The sequence below is a fragment of the Paenibacillus amylolyticus genome (genome assembly GCF_036894225.1).
In the GTDB taxonomy this organism is placed as follows: Bacteria; Bacillota; Bacilli; order Paenibacillales; family Paenibacillaceae; genus Paenibacillus; species Paenibacillus amylolyticus.
Window position 1 is genome coordinate 6,512,632 of sequence record NZ_CP145892.1, and the last position, 24,784, is coordinate 6,537,415.

Consider the following 24,784-nt stretch of genomic DNA (forward strand, 5'->3'; position numbering starts at 1 on the left):
GGGACTAGAGACTAGAAATAAGAGATTAGTGATTAAAGATTAAAGATTAGAGATTAAAGATTAAAGATTAAGGATTAAGGATTAAAGGAAATTATAGGTGTACCAGTAACATGTTGCACTGGTTGGTGTACTCTTTGGCATAGGCTGCGCCGGGTGCTGTCAGGCGCAACAGGGTTTGCAGGCCCGGCGGGATTGTCTTCGCCGGGCGACCTGTGGCGGCAGGTTGCCGCGCAGTGAGTTGGGCCGATTTGGCCCATTCACGCGCCAGGTTCTGCCGCCCGGCGAGCAGCGCGAGCGTGCCCGCGAGGACTGCGTGAGCGGTGCGCTCCGAGGCGGGCACTTCGTCCGCTTGGGGCTGCTGCGCGCCGTCAGGCGTGCCGCATAGCGCAAGCAGCCCTTCGCGGACGCTCGCGGGTGCGCGCAGCAACCCGCAGCGTGCCGCAGGCGGAAGCGCTGCAAGCAACGCCAGCGCGCCGCGAGGCGGCAGGACTTGCAGCAGGCGCAGCCATGCGGCCCAGGCGCCTACGCCGGCGAGCGCTTGCGCAGCCGCGAGCACGCCGCTAGGCGCAGGCGCGGCCGGGCCTGGCGTTGCGCCGCGGGGCGGGCTGCACGCCAGGCCGCTGCTGCGGGCCGTGGCCCCGCGCAGCAGCAGCGCCTCGGCGGCGTGGGCCGCGGCGGGCAGCGCTGCCTGCTGGCGAGCCGCCGCTCGGGCGTTGCGCCCGCCGGGCTGCTTGTGGCCCAGCGCCCACAGCGCCAGGGCCGCCTCTGGCCCGTGCTGCGCATGCGCCGCCCAGGGCTGCAAAGCCGCCCGAGCCGCGGCGTCCTCGCCCAGCTGGGCCAGCGCAAGCCCGACGGCAAGCGGCTGTGCCCGCAACGGGCCAGCAAGCGCCGCCGCATGGCGTAGCAGCCACTCCGGCCGATGCGCGGCAAGCGCGGCCGGGATCAACGCTTGCCATGCCGCAGGCGGCAAGCTTATCCGAGCGGCTGCGCTAGCGATGGCATGCGGCCGCCCTGTGGCTGCGGCCAGCAACAACAGCCGCTGCCATGCAGCCATGCTGCCGGGTTGCATGCTCAGCGCCGCCGTGTACGCGGTTTCTGCCTCTGCCCAACGGCCAGCCCGCTCATATGCCATGCCTTCCAGCGTCAGGCTACGATAGGTCCCAGCACCAGAGACTGATGTATACCTGCTGGCTGTGGAAGCAGCTGATTTAGCCTGTTTTAACCAATTCAAGGCCACGTCCTCTCTCCCTTGATCCAGTTCAAGTACAGCACCAAACTCCAACAAATCCGGAAAATCCTCATACACGGGCGCCCATGCTTCCACTACAGCAAGCGCCCGTTCCGGGCTGCCAATCTCTCGCCAGGCGTAAGCCGTTTTCAGCACCAGATCCGAGTGATATCCACACTCCGGCTTAAGCTGTGCCAATAATGGCTGTAACAAACGGAGTGCTTCATCATACTTCGCTTGCTGAAACCATTCGGCGGCCAGAGCATATAACAACTCCGGTTGATCTCCCTCCTGATTCAACGCGGAACGAATCAACTGCATGTTCCGTGCGCCTTTATTTTTGGCGGTAATCACCTGCTCCAGATATCCGTAATGAATGACTTCAAGTCCAGAATGAAGCACACCTTGCGGAGCCAGAGCCATGATGGAAGAAGCAATCTCTTCATGAATTCTGCCCTGAAAGGCAATTCGGGGATCATTTCGGAACAAACGACACACCGCATCTGTCACACGCTCTTCACCAGACATACCCAACAGACTCGTGACCTGTATCCAGTATCCCCACACGTCATCCCTACTTGCCGCTAACAACCGCATGAGTTCTGTCTTCATCTGAGGGGTCTGTACCCATACCTCATCCGCATCAAGCACCAGAATCCACGGTTTCGTAGCAGCGGCCAGTGACAGATTACGGGCTTCACTGAAATCTCCGTTCCACTCCGTACGAATTACAACGGCCCCATGGAGACGAGCAATTTCAGTTGTATCGTCTACCGAGCCTGTGTCCACAACGATGATCTCATCCACAACATCCCTGACTGCATTCAAGCACCGCTGGAGTGACCCGGCTTCATCCTTCACGATCATACACAAACTAATCCCTATGCCCATATTCGTCACCACCCCTCACCAACGGAGTTCACCCCACCCATTAGCCTGCTGATTTAAGTTTGACCCCGGACCTGCCTGATCCCCTCTCAGCTCTCAAACCCGTCCGCTCCCGGCAACTCCAGCCGAATATGCTGAACGACAGGCCAACAACGGTGCCGCTGTCCATCTGCATGCTGAGCGAACACCTCCAGATGATGATCCGCAGCACTGACCAATCCACTCACCAGCCAGCTTGTTCCCGTCAGGGTATCCAAAGCCCCAGGGAACGACTCAATGTCACTCACCTTCCCGTTTTCCTTTTTCCCTTCCATCTCTTTCTCCTTCTCTCCCACTCGAACGCTCTCTCCCACCGATAACCCTTCTCCAGCCAATTGCTGTCGACACATCTGAATCAGGCTATGCAGCTCTTTCCATCTCCCTGACTGCACACATCCTTCCATCATCAGTCCAAGCGCCTGCCAGCCATCATATTCTGTTCCTGCAACCATTCCGTCTATGCTGGAGTCCGTGTCCTTCTTTGTTGTTGCTCTCAGACCCGCCGTTCGCCCTGTCTGTACAATCACTTCCTCATTCGTTACTACCCCAACCTGAGAACTACGCTTCAACCACAAGGTCAATGGATCGTCTCCGTTAACTTCCTTCCCCTCGATCCACTCCAAACGTTCGAGCCATCGGGCAGACGAGATCGCGAGTAGCCCTTTTTTCCGCTGCACAGGTTCCAGTTTCAGACGCGCCTTATTCCATCTTCCCTGTTGGATTTGGAGCATCGCCTCCGCCACAGATAAACGCTCCCTCATCTCTGCAGAAGGTTGTGAGGATATACCCGATAACAATTGCAGAGCCGCATCATAACAACGAGATTGCTCCAGAATACCCAATACTTTGTGTGTGGCCTCTTCCGAACTGAGTGCAAAGCGCTCCCTCACCAGCTCTGGAATCTGATGTTCCTGCCCGGAGACTCGCATAATTCGGAATATCCGATAGAGCGGCGGTAACAGACTCGATTTGGCACGTACCGCTTCCACGTAAGCATCTACCGCACCCTCCAGATCTGCCCTTCCTTCCAGTAATCGTCCTAACGTATACCACGTCTGATAGGTGCCGATGCCTTCTTCCGTATGGTATATGGGTGGAGGTGGTCCCATACGGACAGCTTCACGCAGCGAATATTCTGCCCGATCTGCATCACCCAATGCGTCTGCACATACCCCGCGATGGTGCATCAGATCCGTGTACTCTGGAAAGAGTTCAAGCGCAGCATCAATACGATCTAATGCCTCCTGCCAGCGATTCAGATGCTGGAGACAACGAACTTCATATTTGAACAGCAAATGCGCGTAACTGGTCACCGCAGGATCAATCCCCATCCGAGCCACACCAAACGTCTCCAAGGCCCGCTCCGCTTCCCCCACACGCAGATACTCGACACCCAGATTATAGTGATGGAACGGCTGATCCGGTTCTTCCTCCACTGCCTGTTGCAGCAGACGAACATTGCGGTTCACCTTATCTTTGCGCTCCACAATCGCCGTCTGATACCCATAATGATGGATGACCATGTCCGTCACATGAAAAGCAGCCTCTGGGTTCCTACGGCAAATCGCCGCCGCAATCTGCTCATGAATTCGACCTTCGAACCGATGCTCCGGGGCATTACGGAAGAGACGCAAAACCGGATTCACGGTAACCCCCTGCTGACCCGTACCTGTATAGTTATGAATGTTTAAAAACAATCCGTCACATCCGCTGACCAACGTCCAGCTCCTGATCTGCTCCCGCGCAGCCCTATCGAGCGCCTCGTCCGCATCAAGAAAGAGAATCCAGTCGCCGGAAGCGCGCTCCAGGCCAGCATTCCGTGCTGCGGCAAAATCTTCGCACCACTCAAACCCCACAACCAACGCGCCATATTGCTGCGCAATCTCTGCGCTTCGGTCCGATGAACCGGTGTCCACCACAATAATTTCGTCCACCGCTCCCTGGACACTGGCAAGACAATGAGGCAGCAACTCTTCCTCATTCTTCACGATCATGCATAGGGAAATTCGTTCCGCTCGCAAGCTGATTCCTCCTTTCCTTTGCATGGAAAAGCGTACGCCACGGCATACCCTCGGTCGTTCGCAGCCTTTGTTCCAGTGCATTATGTTGTGCAACGAGTACACCTGAAGAAGGAGATCGAACCAATTCCTGCCGAATCGCCTCCATTGCCAATCGCATGTAACATACAGCTGCTCCAACTCGGGCCTGCCACATATCAGGCTCCCGCTCCAGAGCCTGCTCGAACAGAGACAGCGCTTGATCGTTGTGGCCTTTTGCATACAGCGTTTCACCCAGCCAGAATAACCCTTCGGCATCCAGCTCACTCTCGGTCATGCACTGAATCAGGATGTTCGCGGCTACCATGGTATACCCGTGACGATACAGCAGACTTGCAAACTTTCGCCTTCGAGTTAAAGTCGTTCCCCAATGATCACACATCATCATGGCCCGCAACTCATGCAGTTGCTCAGCAAGTGTGAGCTGTCCTGTTTTTACGGCTTGCTGCACAACCTTCTCTGCTACCATTTCTGCCTGCGGACCCCATTGAATAAGCTTCTGTTCTTGTGACGCAGGTTCCGTGCTTCGCGGCTCTTTCGATAGCTGATCCAGCAGTCGATCCATGACCTTCCAAACGTTATTTTCTTGTGGAAGCGTAGTTGCGAGGAACGCCTCGGATAATCTTAATCCGTTGGCCCAACAAGCCAGTGCCCAATCCATTCTGTGCTCAGCCAGCAGATTGGCTTCATGCACACACCCCACGCTCCAGTGTTCTTCTGCCAGTTGCAGTGCTTCGGAAACCCTATTCGCACACAACATCCAATGTATTTGATCCGCTACATGGATACGAGCAGTACACGAATCTGCATCCAGCATTTTCAATGCCTGTTCATATGCTCCACAGCCTGTTAGAACATGAATCATTTGCACCAGATGATCCTCATTTGTCACTGCATATGAATGGGGCATTTCACCACGAATCAAATCACCGTGATCTGACTCTCCGATTCCTCTGCTTCTGGAAAGTAATGTTTCTCCTATGTTCTCATCCGTTTCACCGGATTGTTGCAGCACGTCTGCCAACCCGGCCCATGCCGGAGCATATGTGAACATGCTGTCCAGAGCCAGCCCGTACAGATGTGCAGACTCTTTATAGAATCCCCGTTTCTGTGCAAGTCTTGCCATGGCGGTATAGGCTCTGTAACTGTTAGAACCCGCTTCCGTTACATATGACGCGTCTAACGTGCTACCGCCATCACTGTGTCCAACACGGTCTATTCCCTCCCGGCAGTTCGTTGCTCGGGCATACGATTGATATGCACGCTCCTCCAAACCTTGCTGCTCCAACGTCTCCCCATACAACAGATGCAGATCAGCATAGGATGGATAACGCTGTCTTTCCACAGCCAGAATTGCATGCGCCTCGTCGTAATGTTCCGATCCTACAAGGGTCATTGCATAATCTCTAACCAGTGTAGAACGATATGGCGCGAGCGACTCTGTCAGGCGCAATGATTCACGGAACGCTTCAATTGCCTTTTCGACCTGACCAAGCTGGCAATACGTTACTCCCAGATTGTACAGGTGAAAAGGCTGTGCAGGCTCATCTGCAAGTTCCCGCTCAATCAGCTTTAAATTACGTCTTGGTTTATGTTCCTTCGCAATCGTTGAGGCCAGATATCCATCATGAATCAGACATAGTGGAGCAAGCGGTTCAGTCTCGATCAATTGGCTTTGTTCATCTGTATAGGTCTCGCTCTTATTCATATCAGCAGCCTGATCCAGGACAAGCTTGCTTGGGATACAACGAACCAACTGCTCATGGACGCGTCCCGCATATCGATACCCCTGATGAGCACGGAACAGCCTCACCGGCCGAGAGATAACGCTCTCTTCTACCCCTTCGCCGTATCGATTTTCTATGGTAATACGTAATCTTGAAATGCTTTTATGGACTTTAGGTAAATAATTCAGCAGTTCTTCCAATCCCTGCGTAACGTACTCATCCGCATCCAAACACAGGACCCATTCCGTGCTCGCCAGAGGCAGGCTGATATTTCGTGCATGGGCAAAGTCATCTTGCCAGCAGGCGTGCAACACCGTTGCTCCGTATAATCTAGCGATCTCGGGTGTACGGTCAGATGAGCCAGTATCGGTGATAAAACATTCCGTGCTGATATGCTTCAAGCTGTCGAGACAGCGGGGCAGGTGATGTTCTTCATTTTGCACAATCATATGAATTCCAAGTAAACGGTTCTTCAAATGTAACCACCTCCAATACAAAAAAGTACATGAAGTCCACCAAAGGAACTCCATGTACCTATATGACAAATAAATGGGTTATGTGCCTTGTCCATTGAAGAACACATCAATCGTGCTTGGTGCGCCGATTAGGCTGGAGCGGTAGGAAAGACGCGTGTATTTGAGAAAACGCTGTGGTACCAATACATCGACTGACCCGGACAAAATGCCCGTTACCGTCGTCACATCCGTGTACCAGTTCGTTCCATTGGCGCTGATCTCAACAAGAGCATCTACCCGGTTTACACCCGGCCCCCGGTTATATACAAAGAAAGAATACGTGCCAAATACACTGGTCGTAACCGCCGGGAGCGCTGTGAAGGTGTTGGCGGTCGGGGTGCTTATGAGTTGGGACTCCTGGAAACTCTTCTGTGAAATGGATGTCACACTGCTAAGTGTTCCCGCTGTAATTGTAGCACCCAGCACACTGGTAATCGTTCCGTTCAACAAATTTGTCAGGGTTCCTGCGGTGATCGTTGCCCCGAGTACACTCGTAATCGTACCGTTCAGCAGGTTCGTCAATGTACCAGCAGTTACGGTTGCGCCAAGTACGCTTGTAATGGTTCCGTTCAATAAGTTCGTCAGGGTTCCGGCTGTAATCGTTGCTCCCAGTACACTCGTAATCGTACCATTCAGCAAATTGGTCAACGTACCCGCTGTTACCGTTGCACCGAGTACACTGGTGATCGTACCTGCGGTAATCGTTGCTCCGAGTATACCTGTGATGGTACCCGCCGTGATGGTCGCTCCAAGCACGCTAGTGATCGTTCCAGCGGTAATCGTCGCTCCCAATACACTGGTAATCGTACCATTCAGCAAGTTCGTCAATGTTCCTGCGGTCACCGTGGCCCCGAGCACACTCGTGATCGTTCCGGCGGTAATCGTTGCTCCCAATACACTGGTGATCGTACCATTCAGCAAGTTCGTCAGTGTTCCTGCGGTCACCGTGGCTCCGAGCACACTCGTGATCGTTCCGGCGGTAATCGTCGCTCCCAATACACTGGTGATCGTACCATTCAGCAAGTTCGTCAGTGTTCCTGCGGTCACCGTGGCCCCAAGCACACTCGTGATTGTACCGTTCAACAAGTTTGTCAGCGTTCCTGCTGTTACAGTTGCCCCGAGTACACTTGTAATCGTTCCCGCCGTGATCGTTGCTCCCAATACACTTGTGATCGTACCATTTAGCAAGTTCGTTAATGTACCCGCTGTAACTGTGGCTCCAAGCACACTGTTGATCGTACCTGCCGTGATCGTCGCTCCAAGTACACTCGTGATCGTTCCGTTCAGAATGTTGGTAATGGTTCCGGCGTTAATTGTAACCGTGGTCAGACCTGAGATGTTACTGATGGTTCCGTCCAAAATAATGCCAACCACGTTCCCGCTTGTATCCGTTCTGACAGGCTGGGCTGTGCCTGTACTATCCTGGCCAAAAATCAACGTTCTCAGATTATCCGGATTCGTATTAAACGTTGTAAAGTTAGGCATGTGCCTCGTCCTCCTCCCTGGTCAAATCTGTGAGATCATACTCCCTTATGGCATACGCTGCGCCTGAAAGTAAACATCGAGCCGGGTCGGATGATCCGGTTCAACGGATCGAATTGCAAGCCGGGTATAGTGCAAAAATCGCAATGGTACCAGCGCTTTGGTCTGGCCTCCCGCGACCACCTCCTGGCTGTCCACAGCATAATCCACGGCATTGGGGCTGATCTGGATCTGTACAAGAGCCGGATGTTTTCCCCGATTCACAACGCCATAGGTATACATGCTGAGTGATGAGGTGTCTTGTGCCGGGAGTGAATCCATGCTGCTACTGGTTTCGGCTCCGACATACGTATGCTCTGTAAAACAATGAATAGCACCAGGAAGTTTCGTACGTGAGGAAGCACCCTGCTTGAACCGGGGACGAGTAATCCGGGAACAAGGGGGTTTCAGCAATTTAGCGCGGCAGGAATGACGGGAGCGGCGGCGACTGACATATTTAGTTGGTTGCTTCGTTCTCTTCTTGCTTTGCTTCGCTGTTCGACTCATCTCGATTTCCCCTTAAAAAATGTGCTTACGCATCGTATGCCCGGATTGGATATACGGGCACGGCAACCGCCGTTATTTCCAGATATACGGCTCAGTCCCCAATCCATTTTGCTTCTTTCACATACACTGCAAGTACAATGAAATACGAATCAATCGGAATGTTGCTCAAATGAACTGGTCTATGGGAGGTGGATGAGATGACCAACTATAATGTATTCAACCAATCTAATCGTCCCCTGTTTACTCAACTGACCAATACCTTCTCAGCCCCGGGCATTGAAGCGTCACCAGACAGCGGTGCAGCTGCTGCAGGCAGTTTTTTTGCCCTGACGACCAACAATACCTTAACTCCTTCCAACCAGAGTCTTCTTCTACAGATCCTGAATGCGGCCGGCAGCGGCCGAACAATACGTATATCCAGCCTCACAGGAGGCACAACAGCGGCAGCTACTCTTGTTATCTATTCAGGAGGAACCGTGACTGCTGGTAGCACACCAGTGCCTGTCAATACGTTACTTGGAAATACCAACGCCAGTGTAGTTACCACAAGACAAAATACAGGTACCCTGGGGGGAACCTTCACGAGCATCGCAAGTATTCCGCTCACCGCAGGAATGTATTCACTGGATCTGAATGGCTCCATTATTGTTCCACCGGGACAAACATTATCCATTAGCGTAGGCACGGGGAATCAGACCGCATCCATTAATCTGTTCTGGTGGGAATTCTGAGTTCGACCCTGATGAAAGGAGGTGCACACTGTGCCAAACAATAATGTATTTAACCCGTTAAGCCAGCCCGTCTATACGTCCAACACCAACACGTATATTTCTCCCGGCATTGTTGCACCTCCGGAGAATAATGCTGGCAGTACAGGCAATCTGTACAATGCAGGTTCCACCAACTCCACAACACTGGGGTTGCTGGGAGGAACGGTTATCGCCACCGTACAATTGGCCAATCCCGCAGGGAGCGGGAAAACCTTATACGTATCGCGGCTCTCTGGTGGAATTACGGTCTCACTCAATCTGTTATCTTCCTTCAGCGGTTCCATGAGTCTGAGCGCTAATGGAACACTGACATCGCCCACCACACTAACATCAGTAAACAGCAATCTTTCCAGCAGCAATACCAGCGTAGCCACGGTACGGTTCTCTGCTGCTACACCTTCAGGAGCGACCCCATTGATGGCTATGCCCCTTCAAGCAGGGCCGTTTCTGTCCAATGAATTTGGCCGTTACGTGGTTCCTCCGGGTCAGGCCATTAACCTCTCTGTCAGCGGATCACTTTCGGTTGGCGGACTGATGGCCTCCACTGCTTATTTTGCTTGGTGGGAAGTATGATTCGTTCAATATATAACATTCTAGGATAGCAAACGGCCGACACACATTAAAAAGAACCGGCATATGCCAGTTCTCGCCATGTTTTAATCTCTTTAGTGTCTATCTTTCTTATTTCCCTAAAAGCATATGGATTTGTACTTCGAAGATCGAACCATCAAAATAGCACTCTATCATAATCCGTTACCTCTACCGATTGTTCAGCACAGAGCATAATGAATTGCTCCCACTCCGGTTTTAATAAGTTATCTACACTTATACCTTCTAAGTAGTTACGAGAATGTAATGGCCACCTAATGTGGCGGCGACACGTAAAAATTCATGCTTGCAGTGTGTTATATTCTCACGGACATAAAATCGATTCATTTAAGATCAAAAAGAGCACCCGTATGGATGCTCTCTAAGAATGAGTAAAACGATGATTTATTATTCAATGCACTTCTTTCTTTTTGTCCATTTCAGCCCATACTAGATAAATAATTCCTAGACATAGTGCAATTATTTCTGGGACAAAAGAAAAGGATCTAGTAACTGACAAAGCGTACTCAAACATACCCTCACCTAAAACATTATCTTTGCGGCCCATAATTGCCGCAACAATAAAATGTGTACTATTTCTCGAAATAAACAATATGGCAGAGATGACAAGGAGGGTAATACCAGCTGCCCGTTTATTCATATAATCATTCCTCCTTGGTATCAATAGATTTGTTTTAATTCGGAACTGTATCAGTTTCCATTATTACATAGAGCCCATCAGGCAATCCTGCATTTCCTTTTTTCGCGATATAAACGTCTAGAAAATATGTCTCATCAGTTATTTTCACATTGGTCTTACCATCGAAGTTCCATAGTTCTTCATACATTGTACCAAAAGAATTACTCATGTTGGGAGTATATTGCATCCATGAGTATTTTTTTGGAGGTATTGGTTGAGCAATTGAATCAGTGTTAGAGTATGAGTTGCTCCACGATGCCCCTACTGATACCCCTGCAGTAAATGCTTTTTTTGTATGAGAAGCGGATAAACTAACGTTACTCGTAAAGGATTGTGAAGCCGCAAAGGAGATAGTTCTAGTGGCAGTTTGTGTCCCAGAATTATAAACCGGAACGGAAATTCTGCGAGCTAAATTTTGCCGATACACTGTAGGTACGAAGCCAGCCTGAACGTATCTACTTCGATCAATCAAAGCAAATGGTGTAATCAAATCATCATCATTAGAACGACTCTTTAAATCCCCAATATTAATTCTATTAGTCATAATACTTTTCTGTGCCTCTAAAAGTTGTTGTTTTTCCTCATTTTCCTTTATTAAAAGATCATACTGCTCAGTATTAAGCTCTTTTTTCACCCCATCTTCAACGATAAATGCTCTTGATACATTAGACTCGGCCGAGACTGTATTTTCAGTTTCAGCAAAAGCAGCTGAGCTGGTACCTCCTACCAGTGCTACTACTAAAGACAGAATTACAGGAAACTTCAACTTCAACTTCATTTTTCACTTTCCCCTCTCTTAGGTTTATTTACGTACAACCAAATACAATTAATGTATTAAATGTATCTGATTATAATAAGAACACCTTATCTCAGTGTAAAGTTATGGAATTTTATAAAAAAATAATAATTTATTATCCATATGAGAAAATAACATCCATATTTATAGGTTTCCACACCAGATCCAAGATATAATCACTAAAAAAATACCGATGAGGATCACCGTTTCTTTGAATATTCAAGCTCAATCAGAACAACACGTACTCTTCATCTAAGAATAGTTTTGGGAATTGATCTCTCACTTTTTCTTCCTTAGAATTTACAATCATTTTATAAGAAAATAGTTGAGCGTCACTGCTCCAGGGTTTAGTAACCTATAATTCACGGATTCTTTCCTCTTATTCATGTTCAGGATAAGGAACTATATCAGGATCAAGTAATGCATCATCAATTCCTAAAATATTGAAGATACGCTTGTCGTATCTTATTTACATGTAAGTTCGCTTCTCTCGGCTTTGGTAAAACCATGATTATCTCCTCACTCTTTTATGGTAGGAACAGCTAGCTATTAAGAGAGCCCCAAGTTTTAATACGGCTAGTTGTCTGACTGTGGATACAATGATGTTAGGAATCGGGTCAAAGCTGTCAGGCCGATTCCTGCGGAATGTTCTCTTTGGCTTCCGTTATGAGAGGCTGTTTCCTCTCCCATAAGATACGTTGTAGCAGTATGCCGGCAAGACCAATTACCAGCGTAGCGAGACCGATATATTGAAAGGTGGGGCTCGGCCCCGCAACTCGAATGAGCGCTCCACCTGCAAGTGGAGCTACAACCAGTACAACACTGGATAACGAGTTTTGAATGCCAAAGACGCGCCCTACATAGGCAGAAGGGGTCTCTTTTTGCAACAAATAATTCAGTGTTACCATAAAGAGTCCATTACCCAGCCCAATGCAGAGGCCCCAGATAATGACCCAAATTTCAGGTGTTTGTGGGCCGATCCACCCCAGCGCAGCGATTCCGGCACCCACGAACAGATATCCTCCACCCAGTCCCCACCCATACCCAATTCTCGGCAAGCGATTTAACAACAAAATGGTGACGACTGCCCCGGCTCCTGCCGAAGACCCCAACCATCCGAGCAGTGATTCATTACCTGGCTTGATCTCCCGAAACAGAGTCGTAAACTGATAATCAATCATCAAAATGGCCATGAGTCCAAAACAGCCGAACAAAATCGTACTCAGCACGGTGCGACTGCTACGTATAAAACGCCAGCCTTGCTTCCATTGGGAGAACAAAGATTCCGAACCATCCTTTTCACTAGCAGCACTTCCATCTGATTCAAGGGACTCCGACCTTTCCACCAAACGCCGCAAGGGCCATAATACCGCACCCGACAACAGGCGGGTACAGGCATTAATGACAATACAGATTTGTGGTGAAAAGAAGGCCAAAATGACTGCACCCAGAAGTGGTCCCGCCACTTTCGAACACTGGCTCACAAAACCGTTTAGGGACGATGCCTGAAACAGATGCTCCTCTGCCACCACCTGGCGGGTTAACGCCTGCTGGGCTGGAACATGGAACACCCCCATCATGGCCCGCAGAGCAAGAAGTGGCAGCAACCAAACCGGGCTTGGTGCGAATAAAATAGCAACGGTTAATCCCACGGTGATCACATCACACAAGATCATGATCTTTACTTTGTGCAGTCGATCAGCCAAGGCACCTGCAAAGGAGCCAAGCAGTATACCCGGGACAGCCATACATACAGGAATAAGTGCAATGATCAGTGGGTCAGCACCCCAGCGGTAAGCCACCATCACCTGGATCGCAAGTACATCGAACCAATCTCCAAACGTAGCCAGTGAGTATGCGATAAACATGCGGACAAACTGGAGGTTAGTCCATAAGCTTTTGGAAGATTCCGCAGATGAGGCGGTTAATTCGGTGGATTCATTGGATGTGGGTTCATTTGAAATGACGGTCATACATGTACTCCCTCCCTTGATTACAGCCGTTAGCGGTCTGTATGTTCCTTGGCTGTAATCATAAGGGCGTTATATCAGAGGAAGATCAGAGGATGGGGAGATAGGAGATAAGAAGTTACGTATTTCATCTACAATTTGTTGTCCAAATGCGGGTACACTGTAACTTTTGCCGATCCCTGTATACACTTGACGATACTTACTGCGAATTCTACCTTCAATTCGATGATGACCCAGGAATAGGAGAATCTGATATGCAGCATTCAGATATAGCGGTGCGTTCAGCGACATTTTCAATACATCCAGACCGTCATCCATTCTTAACTCTGCCTCACGAATCCGTCCCTGCCGAAGTAACCATAATCCTTCCATCATCTGAAAACGCCCGATCTCTCGCAGATACGGGGCATCCTTCAATCCTGATTGCAGGACTGCCATCTGAGCCTCAACAGCTTCACCGCTGCCACCCCACAGTTCCACATACAACGCTGCAAGTGCTACAGGCAGTCTGAAATTCTTGAGCTCGTCAGTCTCTATTACACGATATGTTTCTTCCAGCTGCTCTTTGGCACGTTGATATTGGCCCACCTCTACATAGACTTCAACGATGTTCAGAATGCGGAATTCGCGAAGCTGATCGGCAGACAATGCCGATGAATTCAATGCCTGCTCATACAAAGGTAAGCTTTCTGATGGTTCGATTAGGGGATGCACGAAAATCAGTAGCCAATATAGTCGCTCCTCAAAGGGAATTTCCTTTGTTGTAATCAGCCATTCCAGATCTCCCTGTATAAAACGGATATACAACTGATAATAAGGGGCAATCTGAATGCCAAGTTCTTCCTGCTGTTGAACCAGTGTCTGTATGGCGTTTCCCTGCCCAAACAAGTGATATTTACGAAGTAATCCGTGAATGACCTCCTGCATTTCTGGGTCCTGAGCAGATGGGCTAGCGGGTAGAGCGGACTTATTCTCATGCACAGCAAGTCGATATCCGTAGCCCCGTACTGTATCCAGACGGATCTCGTCCCAGCGTTTCAGCTTCTTGCGCAGGCGATAGATATGATCGTCCACAGTGCGTTCAACCGGATATTCAAGCGGCCATACCCGATCCAGCAATTGACTGCGGGTGAAGGCTTTCTCCTTGTTTTCATACAGAAAATGCAGCAGTGCAAATTCCTTGGCGAGCAGGCGAATGGACTCTGTACGCCGCGTGACCGTATATGTCCCTTCATCCAATTGCAAAGACATGCCTGGTTCCTCCTACTATGTATAATTCGCTGATCCGAAATCGTATAGATTCATTCCATTTTTTCAACGTGTTCAACATACCACAAAAACCCTTTGCGAGAACGCAAAAGGTTTTTATCGTCTAACTTATAGATGGCTTAGATTGTGGATTACGGTACGTATAGCTGTTCTTCCAACAAGTGTTCCCTTGTCTTAACCCAGCACGACACGATCATCTGCCATTTTTTTGCCGCTAATCCGTTCGAATTCACCAAGCAACTCAGGGACAGTCAACGTACGCTTGCGCTCTTCGCTGACATCCAGAATTATTCGGCCTTTGTCCATCATGATCAGACGGTTACCCAGACGAATGGCCTGCTCCATATTGTGCGTCACCATCAATGTAGTAAGTCTCATCTCACGCACAAGTGTCTCCGTTAGTTCCGTTATCAGTTCGGCACGTGATGGGTCAAGGGCTGCCGTATGCTCATCCAATAGCAAAATTTGCGGCTGGGTAAACGTAGCCATTAACAGGCTAAGTGCCTGGCGCTCCCCACCAGACAAGAGACCTACTTTTGCATTGGGACGCTTTTCCAGTCCGATTCCCAGCTTCTCCAGTTGGGTGTTGAATATCTCCCGTCTGGCACGGGTAACTCCGAAGCCCAGTCCGCGTCCTTTGCCACGTTTGTATGCCATCGCCATATTCTCTTCAATGGACATATGTGGTGCTGTTCCTGCCATCGGGTCCTGAAACACCCGGCCAATCCAGCTGCTGCGTTTATGCTCTGGCAGGTTTTTAATGGAGCGGTCATTGATCAGCACATCGCCCATATCCGGCTTCATCACACCCGAAATGATGTTCATCAGCGTGGATTTACCCGCTCCGTTACTGCCAATCACCGTCACAAAGTCTCCCGGATTCATCGTCAGATTCACACCGACCAGCGCGGTCTTCTCATCCGTTGTACCTGGGTTGAACAGCTTGGTTACTTGCGTAATCTCCAGCATGATCACATACCTCCCTTCGCCTGTTGACCCCCGGATCGCATCAACTCTTCCGTTCGTTTGCGAGCCAGACTACGCTGCTTCATGGAGCGCTGCATCGTTGGGAATACAAGAGCAATAATGACGATCACCGCGGTGATCAACTTCAGATCAGATGTATCAAACCATTCCACTTGAAGGGCAAGCGCGACCACAATCCGATAAATGATTGAACCAACGATCGCTGCAAGTGTAGCCCAGAATACCGTTCTTGCTCCAAGAATGGCTTCACCGATAATGACGGAAGCCAGTCCAATAACGATCATACCGATGCCCATCGTGATGTCTGCAAAACCTGATTGCTGTGCAATGAATGCACCAGATAGTGCAACCAATCCATTGGATAAGCTGACACCTACAATGGTAGTCACATCCGTATTTGCACCAAAGCTGCGAATCATGCGTTTGTTATCACCTGTCGCGCGGAGTGCGAGTCCAACATCTGTTTTCATGAACAGATCGAGCATGATTTTAAACACCAGCACCACGATGATAATTAACACCATGACATGCTCACCTGAGAATGGATTATCCATACCCATAATGGATTTATTCGGTGCGCCAAGAATACGCATATTAATGGAGTAGAGCGCGATCATCATCAAAATCCCGGATAATAATCCGTTGATTTTGCCTTTGGTATGAAGCAGACCTGTACAAGCCCCAGCCACCATGCCGCCAGCCATTGCCGCCAAACAGGCGAGCCAAGGAGAGAAGTCATTGGAGATCATAACCGCCGCGATTGCGCCTCCTGTTGTAAAACTTCCGTCTACGGTAAGGTCAGGAAAATCGAGTATGCGGAACGTAATATATACACCAAGTGCCATCAGTGCGTATAAAAGCCCCAGCTCGATCGCCCCTTCAATTGAATTCCAGCTTATACTCACACTACTTCCTCCCTGTCTATCGAAAAGAATGAGGCGAACCCGTTGCATGTCCGCCTCGCATCCATACTGCCGAATTTGCATTCCGGTCAGATTATTGAATCAATCTGATAACTCATTAAATTTATGAATTGATTCTATTGAATAATGTTGTTTTCCTGGTCTTTTACTTCCGCTTTCATCTCATCCGTAACCGTGATACCTTGGGCTTCAGCCGCTTTCAGGTTCAGGATCAGATCCAGTTTGTCCGGAACGGTGACTTTCATATCACCAGGATTCGTACCATTTTTCAGAATGTCCGCGGCCATCTCACCAACCTGATATCCATGGTCATAATATTTGAAGCCAACGGTTGCGAAAGCTCCTTTTTCAACGGTATCCCGATCACTGGAGAAGAACGGAATTTTATTACTGTTTGCCGTTTGGATGATCGTATCAACAGCACTCACGACAGAATTATCCAGTGTAATGTAGAAGGCATCTACTTTGCCAACGAGGGAATCCGTAGCCTGTTTTACTTCTGATGTATTCGTAACTGGTGCTTTCACCAGCTTGATATTATGTGTTGCGAGCGCTTTTTCAGCGTTATCTGCCATAACCACCGCATTTGGTTCACCTTCGTTAATGACCAAGCCCACCGTTTTCACATCCGGCAGATTTTTAGCGATAAAGTCAGCCAATTGTACAATAGCCTCCGGATTCGTATCCGATGCACCTGTAACATTGCCGCCCGGCTTATCCATATCGGTCACCAGTTTGGCACCCAGTGGGTCTGTCACTGCTGCAAATAACAATGGCTTGTCCTTCACTTGTTGAGCCAGAGCCAGCGCAGATGGTGTTGCGATGCCGAGTACGAGATCATTTTTGGAATCACCTGAGATTTTCTGTGCAATGGACAGGTTGTTCGTCGAATCACCTTGAGCATTATTGTAATCGATTTTGAGGTTCTTGTTCTCTTCAATGCCCGCATCCTTCAGGGCTGCGATGAACCCTTCACGTGTAGCATCCAGAGATGGATGTTCAACAATCTGCGAGATGGCAATCTGATATGATTTTTCCTCGCTGCCTCCACCTGTTGTAGTCCCTGATCCTTCGGATTCCGAGCCTGTACCGCTGTTATTTCCGCAACCTGCTGCAACGATCATTGAAGCAACCATCATCAGTGACATCCAAAATTTCTTTTTCATGTGTGAGAACCCCTCTCCATCTTATAAAATGTGGTTACCCTTATCGAGATTCCATTGACACGATAGGGCGGGACAAAACAAACGCTTCAACGCATTGTTGCTTTGATCGACAAAAGCAGACAAATATAGACTTTTCTCATGCGACTGAAGTCCATGACCCGTGTTGGTGTTTTATTGTTCCCCTAATATTAAGGGGCGTCCCGATATCCGTCAATGGTTGAACCGCTTCCAATTTACTTTCATCGTATGGTTGTGATAGAAAACATTACATAAAACATAAAAACCACCTACATTGTTCTGTAGATGGTCGCCATGGGTACAGCAAAATAAGGTCCTACTCATGAAAGTGGAGTATGAAGTCTTCTTCTAATCTCGTCCACAAGTATTGTTTTCTCCGCTTCTGATATGGCATCCGCGATCAATTTGCGTACCGCAACAAGCTTAATCCAGGGTTCGATATCTGCAAAGCCAATACCGGACAACTTCTCATACTCCTTCATAAAGATGCGAATGCTGGACGCTCTGGTAACATCAAGAACAACCGTCGCTTCATGTGGCAGATGCGGGGGCAGTATGGCGTTGGGTAATTGATCCAACTGGGCAATCACGGCAGCTTTCTCCGCTCCAGACAAGTATTGTGCTTCATCATGAGATTTTTCAAATTTAAAATTTTCAAAAAAAAGAGGCCTCCCTCCCAATGTACTTTGGGTATGGTCGCCTTATATCAATCAAAGGATAGCTCCAGAGTGCTTATTCCTTTTCTTTTTGCAGTTCCTCTAGTTCAGATGGAGTTAGCCCGGTAGCCTTAATAATCGTAGCCTGATCAAGACCTAAAGTGAGCATATTCATTGCGATTTTTCGCTTGCTCTCAGCTTCACCTTCTTTGATCCCTTCTTCGATTCCTTTTTGAATTCCTTCCTCCATGCCTTTCTTGAGACCCTCTTCTCGTGCGCCCTCAATCATGGAAGCTTCGTCCCATAGAAATTTCTGACGGTCGATATATCGTTGACGTGCTTGCTCATCCTGGCTCAGAAACTCCAATACACTCATGGCTTTTTTCAAAGCCGGTTCGGGTTCGTGCATCATTAACGCCTCCCAGCTTGATTTAGTCATTCCTTTCAGAAATAACAGCCAACGCACCAATCCATCCTTTATTTGAATATTTTCATCATTCAGCTTTGGTATTTCCATAAAATGAATCTCTATAACATCCGTCAACGGAATATCAGTATGGTCTTCTCTTAAATGAAATACGTTGTGGTACTGATCATTAGCGAGCATTTTGAAATTAACAATGTTGATCGCTACGCATTTTTTGAGTTGACTATATCTCTGTCCTTCAAGTAATTGTCCGGAATATTGTTTACCCCAATAGAACAAAGTCCTCTTCTCTAAATCATACTGATTAAACAACTGCATTTCAACATTAATTAGCTCACCTTGATCTGTTTTGGCCCGTATGTCCAGTATGGACTGTTTATCTCTCGGTGTATCCTTGTCCAGATAAGGGTTGATTAACACAATCTCGGTCAGTAAAGATTCACCTGCATTTTTGAAGGTATGATTCAGAAAAGCCAAAAGAACATCCTTATTCTCTTCACTTCCAAAGATTCGTTTAAACACATAATCGTTCTTGGGATCAAGCAACTCTGTCATTATTATTCACTCCTACGCGCAAAATGGACAGGATATATCTGCTGAAGTATAAGCAAATATAAGGATGCGAACATGCACTGGATGTTCGTTCCATTATAACACGCATCGCCATACGTAAATAGCGTTTATACGTAATTCATTACCAAAAAAAGAGACTATTTCGACGAATCGAAACAATCTCTTGTGTATAAACCAATTAATTCCCCGACGCTTCGCGAATCTCATACTTGCACCTTTTGCCGCCATCGGCGTAACATTCGGTACGCTCCACCTCAGCTTGAAGTAGCGAGCGAAACAGATCGAGTTCACAGCGGCAAGCCTGCTTGTAGACACTCGCGACTTGTACAATCGGGCAGTTCATTTCCGTAATGACGTAGGTTCCATCTGCATCTCTGGACGCATCCGCCATATATCCGTTGGCATTCTGGATTCGCGCGAGTTCCTCCACCCGTCCAGCCAGATCCTGGCCCTCCATCTGTGGCAATCCGCTGCGAAGCAACTTGTCCCGGCGACTCTCGAACAATGCATCTACCACACCGCTCCCGGCTGAGTCAGACAATTCTTCAAGAAGTTCCAGCGTAAGGGACGAATATGATTTTGGAAAAAAGCTGTCCCCGCGTACCGTCAATTGGTACACCGAGGACGGACGTCCGGCCGTAGCCCGGGCCTCCCGAACCTCAATCCAGCCGTCCTGCTCCAGTGCCGTCAGATGACGGCGAATGGCCATGCCGGTCAGACCCAGATCAGCTGTCATTTCCCTCGCCGTCAATGTACCTTGCTGCTTCAGCATGAACAAAATCCGTTCACGCGTCGTTCGTTCCTCTTCGCGCTTCACGATCAGCACCTGCTCTCCTGCTTATGCGTGTACCGGTGCTGCCTCCCGGCAGGCATCCGAGCAAAAGCGGTTATGCGTCTCTTCGCAATCCTCACAGCTTACGTGCTGCAGGTTGCAGGTTGGACAATTAATATATCGGTCATGTGTCGTTCCACAGTGATAACAGCTGGCAATGACAACATCCTCTTCTGTCCGGTTAATCGGTACAGAGATGCGCTCGTCAAACACGTAACACTTGCCATCGAACAGATGGCCTTGTACTTCCGGATCTTTACCGTACGTGACAATACCGCCGTCCAATTGAGCCACATCCTGGAATCCTTCATTGATCATGAACCCGGTCAGCTTCTCGCAGCGAATGCCGCCAGTACAGTAGGTAATAATCGTTTTGTCTTTCATGTCACCCAGGTTCTCCCGAATCCACTCCGGAAACTCACGGAACGACTCCACATCTGGACGGATGGCCCCGCGGAAATGACCAATTTCGTATTCATAATCATTGCGACCATCGATAACGATAACGTCATCACGTTGTAGATGTTCATGGAACTCTTTCGGCGAAAGGCGTTTGCCGCTAGTCACATTTGGGTCAAGTTCATCTTCCACACGGAAGGTTACCAGCTCTGCTTTGTGACGAACAAAGATTTTTTTGAACGCATGCTCCTCGACATCATCAATCTTGAACACCATGTCGCTGAATAGCGGATTAGCCAGCATATCTTTCATGTACTGTTCCGTCTGTTCTGGCGTTCCGGATACCGTACCGTTAATGCCTTCGGATGCGATCAGAATACGGCCTTTCACACCAAGGTCCTTACAGTATTGCAGATGCTCTTGTGTAAACGTCTCGGGGTCTTCAATCTTCACGAACTTATAATATAAAAGCACGCGGTACGCGCTGTTACACATGTATATCACCTGTTCCTATTCCATGTTGTTATTAGCCGGATCATCCGGCAAGACGACTACGTTGCACCCTTACTGTTAAAAAGAAAATAAACAGCCGCCCGAAACATCGTCTCGAACTGCTGCCTGACATTCGACTTTTATTCCTGCATTCTAGTTTATCGGAAGCGGAACAGCTTAGTCAATATAAATGTATAGAAAGGCATGAAAGATATGGAACATATCTTTCTGCACCATTCACCCTATTCCGAGATCGTAATGACCGAGGTTACAAAGTGATACGATTCATTCTCCAATACCGCCTGCGATAACAGGATTTTATTTCCTTTCGGGCTCCAGGCGAGTGGGTCAGAAGCGTTGTCCATATCCGCCGAGATCTGGAACTGTTCTGCTGACTCCGTGTTGGAGACAAACAGCCCTTTCTCATTATCATTCTCGGAATTGATCGTATACGCAATCTTGGAATCATCACCCGACCAGCTTGTGCCGAAGATCTGCGTGCCTCTGGCGAGCGTGGCTTTTTCATTGCCTTCCAGATCGGTGAGCACCAGCGCCCGTTTGGTATCCGCCGTTCTTTTCACAATCGCAAGCCTTGTTCCATCATTAGAAGGGATGACCCACTCCACACTTTTCAGCACCTGTTTCACGTCACTCGTCTTCGCATCGTATGCATTCAACTGGCCATCTTCGCCCGTAATATAATAGAGCATATTGCCCGACACCTTGATACTCCGTACATTGAAATTACCTGTCTCCACCAGCACTTTCGTTGTGCCATCTACACTTGCCGAGATCAGATCACCCTTCATATTGGGGAAAACGACATGTTCATTATCCAGCCACGCGCCCTCTTGGATGAATCCATCCTCCTTACCAGCAGGGGTTGTCTCCCCGTTATGCAGGTTCAAGAAGTAGCCTTTGCCCGTATTTTCCTCCGGCTCCCGATAGAATAAGTACTGACCATCCGGTGACACTAGCGGTGCACCCAGGCTGGCTTCACTTTCCTTAAGCGGCGTGTCTGTGCCTTTCGTCAGATCATACATATATAAGTTATGCGGGTATCTTTCCTGACCTTCAACCGTGACGGGTTTCAGGGACTTGTTCTCCTTGTCGGATACAATCCAGTCATCACTAAGCCATGCAATTCCGCGCATATTCGGCAATTTATCAATCTTCTCCAGCTTGAAGCTCTGGTACACGGACGTGTTGGTATTATCTTTTACCGTAATATCCGTGCCCGTTTTCCCGCCTTGTGCGTTGCCCCCCGGCTCCGTTGTTCCCCCGCATGCCGCTGTCGTTAACAGGGCAATGGCTCCGAACGTGCCCATAGCTGCTTGTTTCCAATTCATGATGGTCCCCCCTGGTTTCTCTTGCTATAGACCAAGCATACACATCGCATACTTCCAAAGTTATTCAGACTTGTTTCGAACTTGTAAACTTGAATCAGCCAAAGGGAACATGAGCTGGAACGTCACACCTTCCCCATCTTCTGGATCGCCCGACAGCAGGGTGATTGTACCGCCCTGTTTTTCAACAAACTGCTTCACGAGAGATAGCCCCAGTCCGGTTCCGCCGGTTTTTCTGGCTCTGTCTTTGTTCACGGTGTAAAAGGGTTCAAAAATTTTCTCCCGCGCCTCTGCCGGAATCGGCGTACCCGAGTTGTAGATGCGAATGACTGCTTGACGCTCCTGCATCCGTAATTCATTCTTCACCCGGATCACACCATCCGGAACGTTATATTTGATGGCATTATCCAGCATGTTGATGAAAATATGCATAAGACTCTCCCGATCGCTGCGGATCACCGCCGGTTCAAGATCCAGTTCCATGTTCAGCGCAAACTTCTCCGCTTTCCCACGCATCCGGCCACAGGCATCCTCCAGCAGAGCGCTGACCTCTACATCTTCGGCCTGGTTCTCGAAGTCATACTTCTCCAGAGCAGATAAATGTAGTACTTTCTCGACCATCTCGTACAGCCGCTCCGTTTCTTTGCCAATGTTACTCGTGGCATCATCAAGCAGTTGCGGATCATCCTTATACATGTCGAGCAGCTCCACATAAGCTTTGATCGATGTCAGTGGTGTCTTGAATTCATGGCTAATGTTACCGATATATTGTTTCTGCTGCTGTTCCAGCGCCTGAAGTTTCTCAATCGCCAGTTGCAGCTTCTGCTGCTCCGCATGCATGGCTGTGATATTTTGCTGAATGGATGTACTCATATAATAAATGCCCTGCCCCAGCTCCCCCAACTCATCCTTGCGCTTTAAAGGAGACTCCGTAATGTAATTCCCTTCGCGAATGGAATCTGCGGACTTTTTCAGCCGAGTAATCGCAACGGCAAACCGATTGTAGAACAGATAACCTAATATGAAGCTCAGCGCAACAACGGTAATTCCTGCCCATATGAACAATTGAAGGATGCGAGTATAGAATTCATGGTAGCTTTGGACCGGATATTGCATCCATACGGCACCCATCTGTCCGTCCGGACCGTCCAGTGGTGCGGCATAGAGCAAGGTATCCCCTTGTTCATGATAGGCAATTTTATTTTGCAGTGCATAGTTGAGCGTATCCTGAACAATCGCACTCTCCCCAGAGCTGATCGATGAGCCGACTTGCTGGCCTTTCATATCATAAAGCGCTATCGGCAATCCGGTAGAGTTGGCCAGTTCCTGTGCAAGCCTGCGGCCGTTTTGTTGTAAAAAAACGTCCTGTTCAAGATGAACGGACTCCGTGTAGTAGGACTGTCGCACATTCAGATTCACCAGCCGTGTCTGCTGTGATAAAATACCTTCAATCTGTGACTGCTGATTGCGTTCAATACCGCGCAGGACCAGTGAACTAAGCACCACCACGGTAAGGATAAGTAATGCTGCCAGAAAAACACTGAACTTCAGCTTGATGCTGACTCTCATATGGCCCCGCCTGTTTCAGGTGCAGATGCTTTGTAGCCAATCCCGTATACGGTCTGTAATTTTTGCTGATCCGTATCTCCAATTTTTTTACGCAAACGCTGGATGTGAATGTCTACGGTTCGTGTACCACCCGCATATTCCATGCCCCACACTCGATCCAGCAGATCGTCTCGTGTGTACACACGTTCAGGATTGGACATGAGAATGGTCAGCAGGTCGAACTCTTTTGGTGTCAGATCCAGCTTCTCCTCATTCACGGTCACTGTGCGGTGAGCAACATGAATACGCAGTGTGCCATTCACGATGGCCTGATTCTTCGAATCGTCAGGTGGTGGACTGCCTTTCTCGACACGGCGCATGAGCGCTTTCACCCTTGCAAGCAGTTCACGGATCTCGAATGGTTTGGTCATGTAATCATCGGCGCCCATTTCCAGGCCAACGATTTTGTCCACGATATCATTTTTGACGGTCAGCAAAATAATGCCGATATCCTCGCGGTCCTCCAGCCTGCGGCATACGCCATATCCATCAAGCCTTGGCATCATGACGTCCAAAATCATGACCTGCGGATGAAACGATGCGACCTTGACCAAGGCCTCTTCGCCGTCACTCGCAGTATCTACTTCATATCCTTCGCGCCGCAGCGCGTAAGCAATGGCACTGACGATGCTTGATTCGTCATCTACCACGAGCACTTTTTTATTCATGGGATTCATCCTCTTTATCTATGTCATGAGTTAGTTTATGGGTCTATGTTAGCAAGGTCTTTGCGATTTAGCTATGGATGAGTTTGCAATTTGTATGAGAAGCTTTCATCCTCT

21 protein-coding genes are annotated in these 24,784 nt (G+C 48.9%); 2 read left to right on the plus strand and 19 right to left on the minus strand.

Annotation, left to right across the window (positions count from 1 at the left end):
• Positions 1-91: 91 nt before the first annotated feature.
• The 5 genes from V6668_RS28660 to V6668_RS28680 all read right to left on the minus strand — a co-directional run bounded on the left by V6668_RS28660 (position 92) and on the right by V6668_RS28680 (position 8,482).
• A complete protein-coding gene (locus V6668_RS28660) occupies positions 92-2,095 on the minus strand; it encodes a glycosyltransferase family 2 protein (protein ID WP_338707271.1) in 2,004 nt (667 codons plus the stop codon).
• 110 nt (positions 2,096-2,205) lie between these two features.
• Positions 2,206-4,176 (minus strand): tetratricopeptide repeat-containing glycosyltransferase family 2 protein, encoded by a 1,971-nt coding sequence (locus tag V6668_RS28665; protein WP_338707272.1) that lies wholly within the window; start codon positions 4,174-4,176, stop codon positions 2,206-2,208.
• The gene (locus V6668_RS28670; RefSeq protein WP_338707273.1) at positions 4,133-6,415 is read right to left on the minus strand and encodes a tetratricopeptide repeat protein; all 2,283 of its coding nucleotides are present in this window, start codon (positions 6,413-6,415) and stop codon (positions 4,133-4,135) included. Before V6668_RS28670 ends, V6668_RS28665 begins: the two co-directional genes overlap by 44 nt.
• Before the next feature lie 78 nt (positions 6,416-6,493).
• The gene (locus V6668_RS28675) at positions 6,494-7,939 is read right to left on the minus strand and encodes a DUF6385 domain-containing protein (protein ID WP_338707274.1); all 1,446 of its coding nucleotides are present in this window, start codon (positions 7,937-7,939) and stop codon (positions 6,494-6,496) included.
• 45 nt (positions 7,940-7,984) lie between these two features.
• Positions 7,985-8,482 (minus strand): DUF6385 domain-containing protein, encoded by a 498-nt coding sequence (locus tag V6668_RS28680; RefSeq protein ID WP_338707275.1) that lies wholly within the window; start codon positions 8,480-8,482, stop codon positions 7,985-7,987.
• A 197-nt stretch (positions 8,483-8,679) separates the two neighbouring features.
• Between V6668_RS28680 and V6668_RS28685 the strand changes: the two genes are divergently transcribed.
• Together V6668_RS28685 and V6668_RS28690 are read left to right on the plus strand one after the other, a co-directional pair.
• Complete coding sequence (locus V6668_RS28685; protein ID WP_338707276.1) at positions 8,680-9,213, plus strand: hypothetical protein; 534 nt, start codon at positions 8,680-8,682, stop codon at positions 9,211-9,213.
• Positions 9,214-9,243: 30 nt separating this feature from the next.
• Positions 9,244-9,825, plus strand: a complete 582-nt coding sequence (locus tag V6668_RS28690) for a hypothetical protein (RefSeq protein ID WP_036671589.1) — start codon at positions 9,244-9,246, stop codon at positions 9,823-9,825.
• A gap of 427 nt (positions 9,826-10,252) precedes the next feature.
• Here the strand turns inward: V6668_RS28690 and V6668_RS28695 are convergent, their stop codons facing one another.
• The 14 genes from V6668_RS28695 to V6668_RS28760 form a co-directional block, all read right to left on the minus strand.
• A complete protein-coding gene (locus V6668_RS28695) occupies positions 10,253-10,501 on the minus strand; it encodes a hypothetical protein (protein ID WP_221819765.1) in 249 nt (82 codons plus the stop codon).
• 34 nt (positions 10,502-10,535) lie between these two features.
• A complete protein-coding gene (locus tag V6668_RS28700; RefSeq protein WP_076320090.1) occupies positions 10,536-11,318 on the minus strand; it encodes a hypothetical protein in 783 nt (260 codons plus the stop codon).
• A 644-nt stretch (positions 11,319-11,962) separates the two neighbouring features.
• A complete protein-coding gene (locus tag V6668_RS28705; protein WP_338707277.1) occupies positions 11,963-13,309 on the minus strand; it encodes an MFS transporter in 1,347 nt (448 codons plus the stop codon).
• A 69-nt stretch (positions 13,310-13,378) separates the two neighbouring features.
• Positions 13,379-14,557 (minus strand): winged helix-turn-helix domain-containing protein, encoded by a 1,179-nt coding sequence (locus V6668_RS28710; RefSeq protein WP_338707278.1) that lies wholly within the window; start codon positions 14,555-14,557, stop codon positions 13,379-13,381.
• Positions 14,558-14,749: 192 nt separating this feature from the next.
• On the minus strand, positions 14,750-15,544 hold the full coding sequence (locus V6668_RS28715) for an ABC transporter ATP-binding protein (RefSeq protein ID WP_036606660.1): 795 nt from the start codon (positions 15,542-15,544) through the stop codon (positions 14,750-14,752).
• A gap of 2 nt (positions 15,545-15,546) precedes the next feature.
• Positions 15,547-16,407 carry an ABC transporter permease gene (locus V6668_RS28720; protein WP_047841071.1) on the minus strand — a complete coding sequence of 287 codons (861 nt, stop codon included), beginning with the start codon at positions 16,405-16,407 and terminating at the stop codon, positions 15,547-15,549.
• 194 nt (positions 16,408-16,601) lie between these two features.
• A complete protein-coding gene (locus V6668_RS28725) occupies positions 16,602-17,651 on the minus strand; it encodes an ABC transporter substrate-binding protein (RefSeq protein WP_338707279.1) in 1,050 nt (349 codons plus the stop codon).
• A gap of 338 nt (positions 17,652-17,989) precedes the next feature.
• Positions 17,990-18,283, minus strand: coding sequence for a hypothetical protein (locus V6668_RS28730; RefSeq protein WP_338707280.1), 294 nt, complete (start codon positions 18,281-18,283; stop codon positions 17,990-17,992).
• Between the two features lie 118 nt (positions 18,284-18,401).
• Entirely contained in the window at positions 18,402-19,307 is a 906-nt protein-coding gene (locus V6668_RS28735) for an Rpn family recombination-promoting nuclease/putative transposase (protein ID WP_253504028.1), read from the minus strand.
• Between the two features lie 196 nt (positions 19,308-19,503).
• Complete coding sequence (locus tag V6668_RS28740; RefSeq protein ID WP_338707281.1) at positions 19,504-20,151, minus strand: helix-turn-helix transcriptional regulator; 648 nt, start codon at positions 20,149-20,151, stop codon at positions 19,504-19,506.
• A gap of 12 nt (positions 20,152-20,163) precedes the next feature.
• Complete coding sequence (locus V6668_RS28745; protein WP_338707282.1) at positions 20,164-21,051, minus strand: rhodanese-related sulfurtransferase; 888 nt, start codon at positions 21,049-21,051, stop codon at positions 20,164-20,166.
• Positions 21,052-21,290: 239 nt separating this feature from the next.
• On the minus strand, positions 21,291-22,397 hold the full coding sequence (locus tag V6668_RS28750) for a hypothetical protein (protein ID WP_338707283.1): 1,107 nt from the start codon (positions 22,395-22,397) through the stop codon (positions 21,291-21,293).
• Positions 22,398-22,457: 60 nt separating this feature from the next.
• Positions 22,458-23,963 (minus strand): HAMP domain-containing sensor histidine kinase, encoded by a 1,506-nt coding sequence (locus V6668_RS28755; protein ID WP_338707284.1) that lies wholly within the window; start codon positions 23,961-23,963, stop codon positions 22,458-22,460.
• On the minus strand, positions 23,960-24,670 hold the full coding sequence (locus V6668_RS28760; protein WP_338707285.1) for a response regulator transcription factor: 711 nt from the start codon (positions 24,668-24,670) through the stop codon (positions 23,960-23,962). The genes V6668_RS28755 and V6668_RS28760 overlap by 4 nt, the downstream gene beginning before the upstream one ends.
• Between the last annotated feature and the right edge of the window lie 114 nt (positions 24,671-24,784).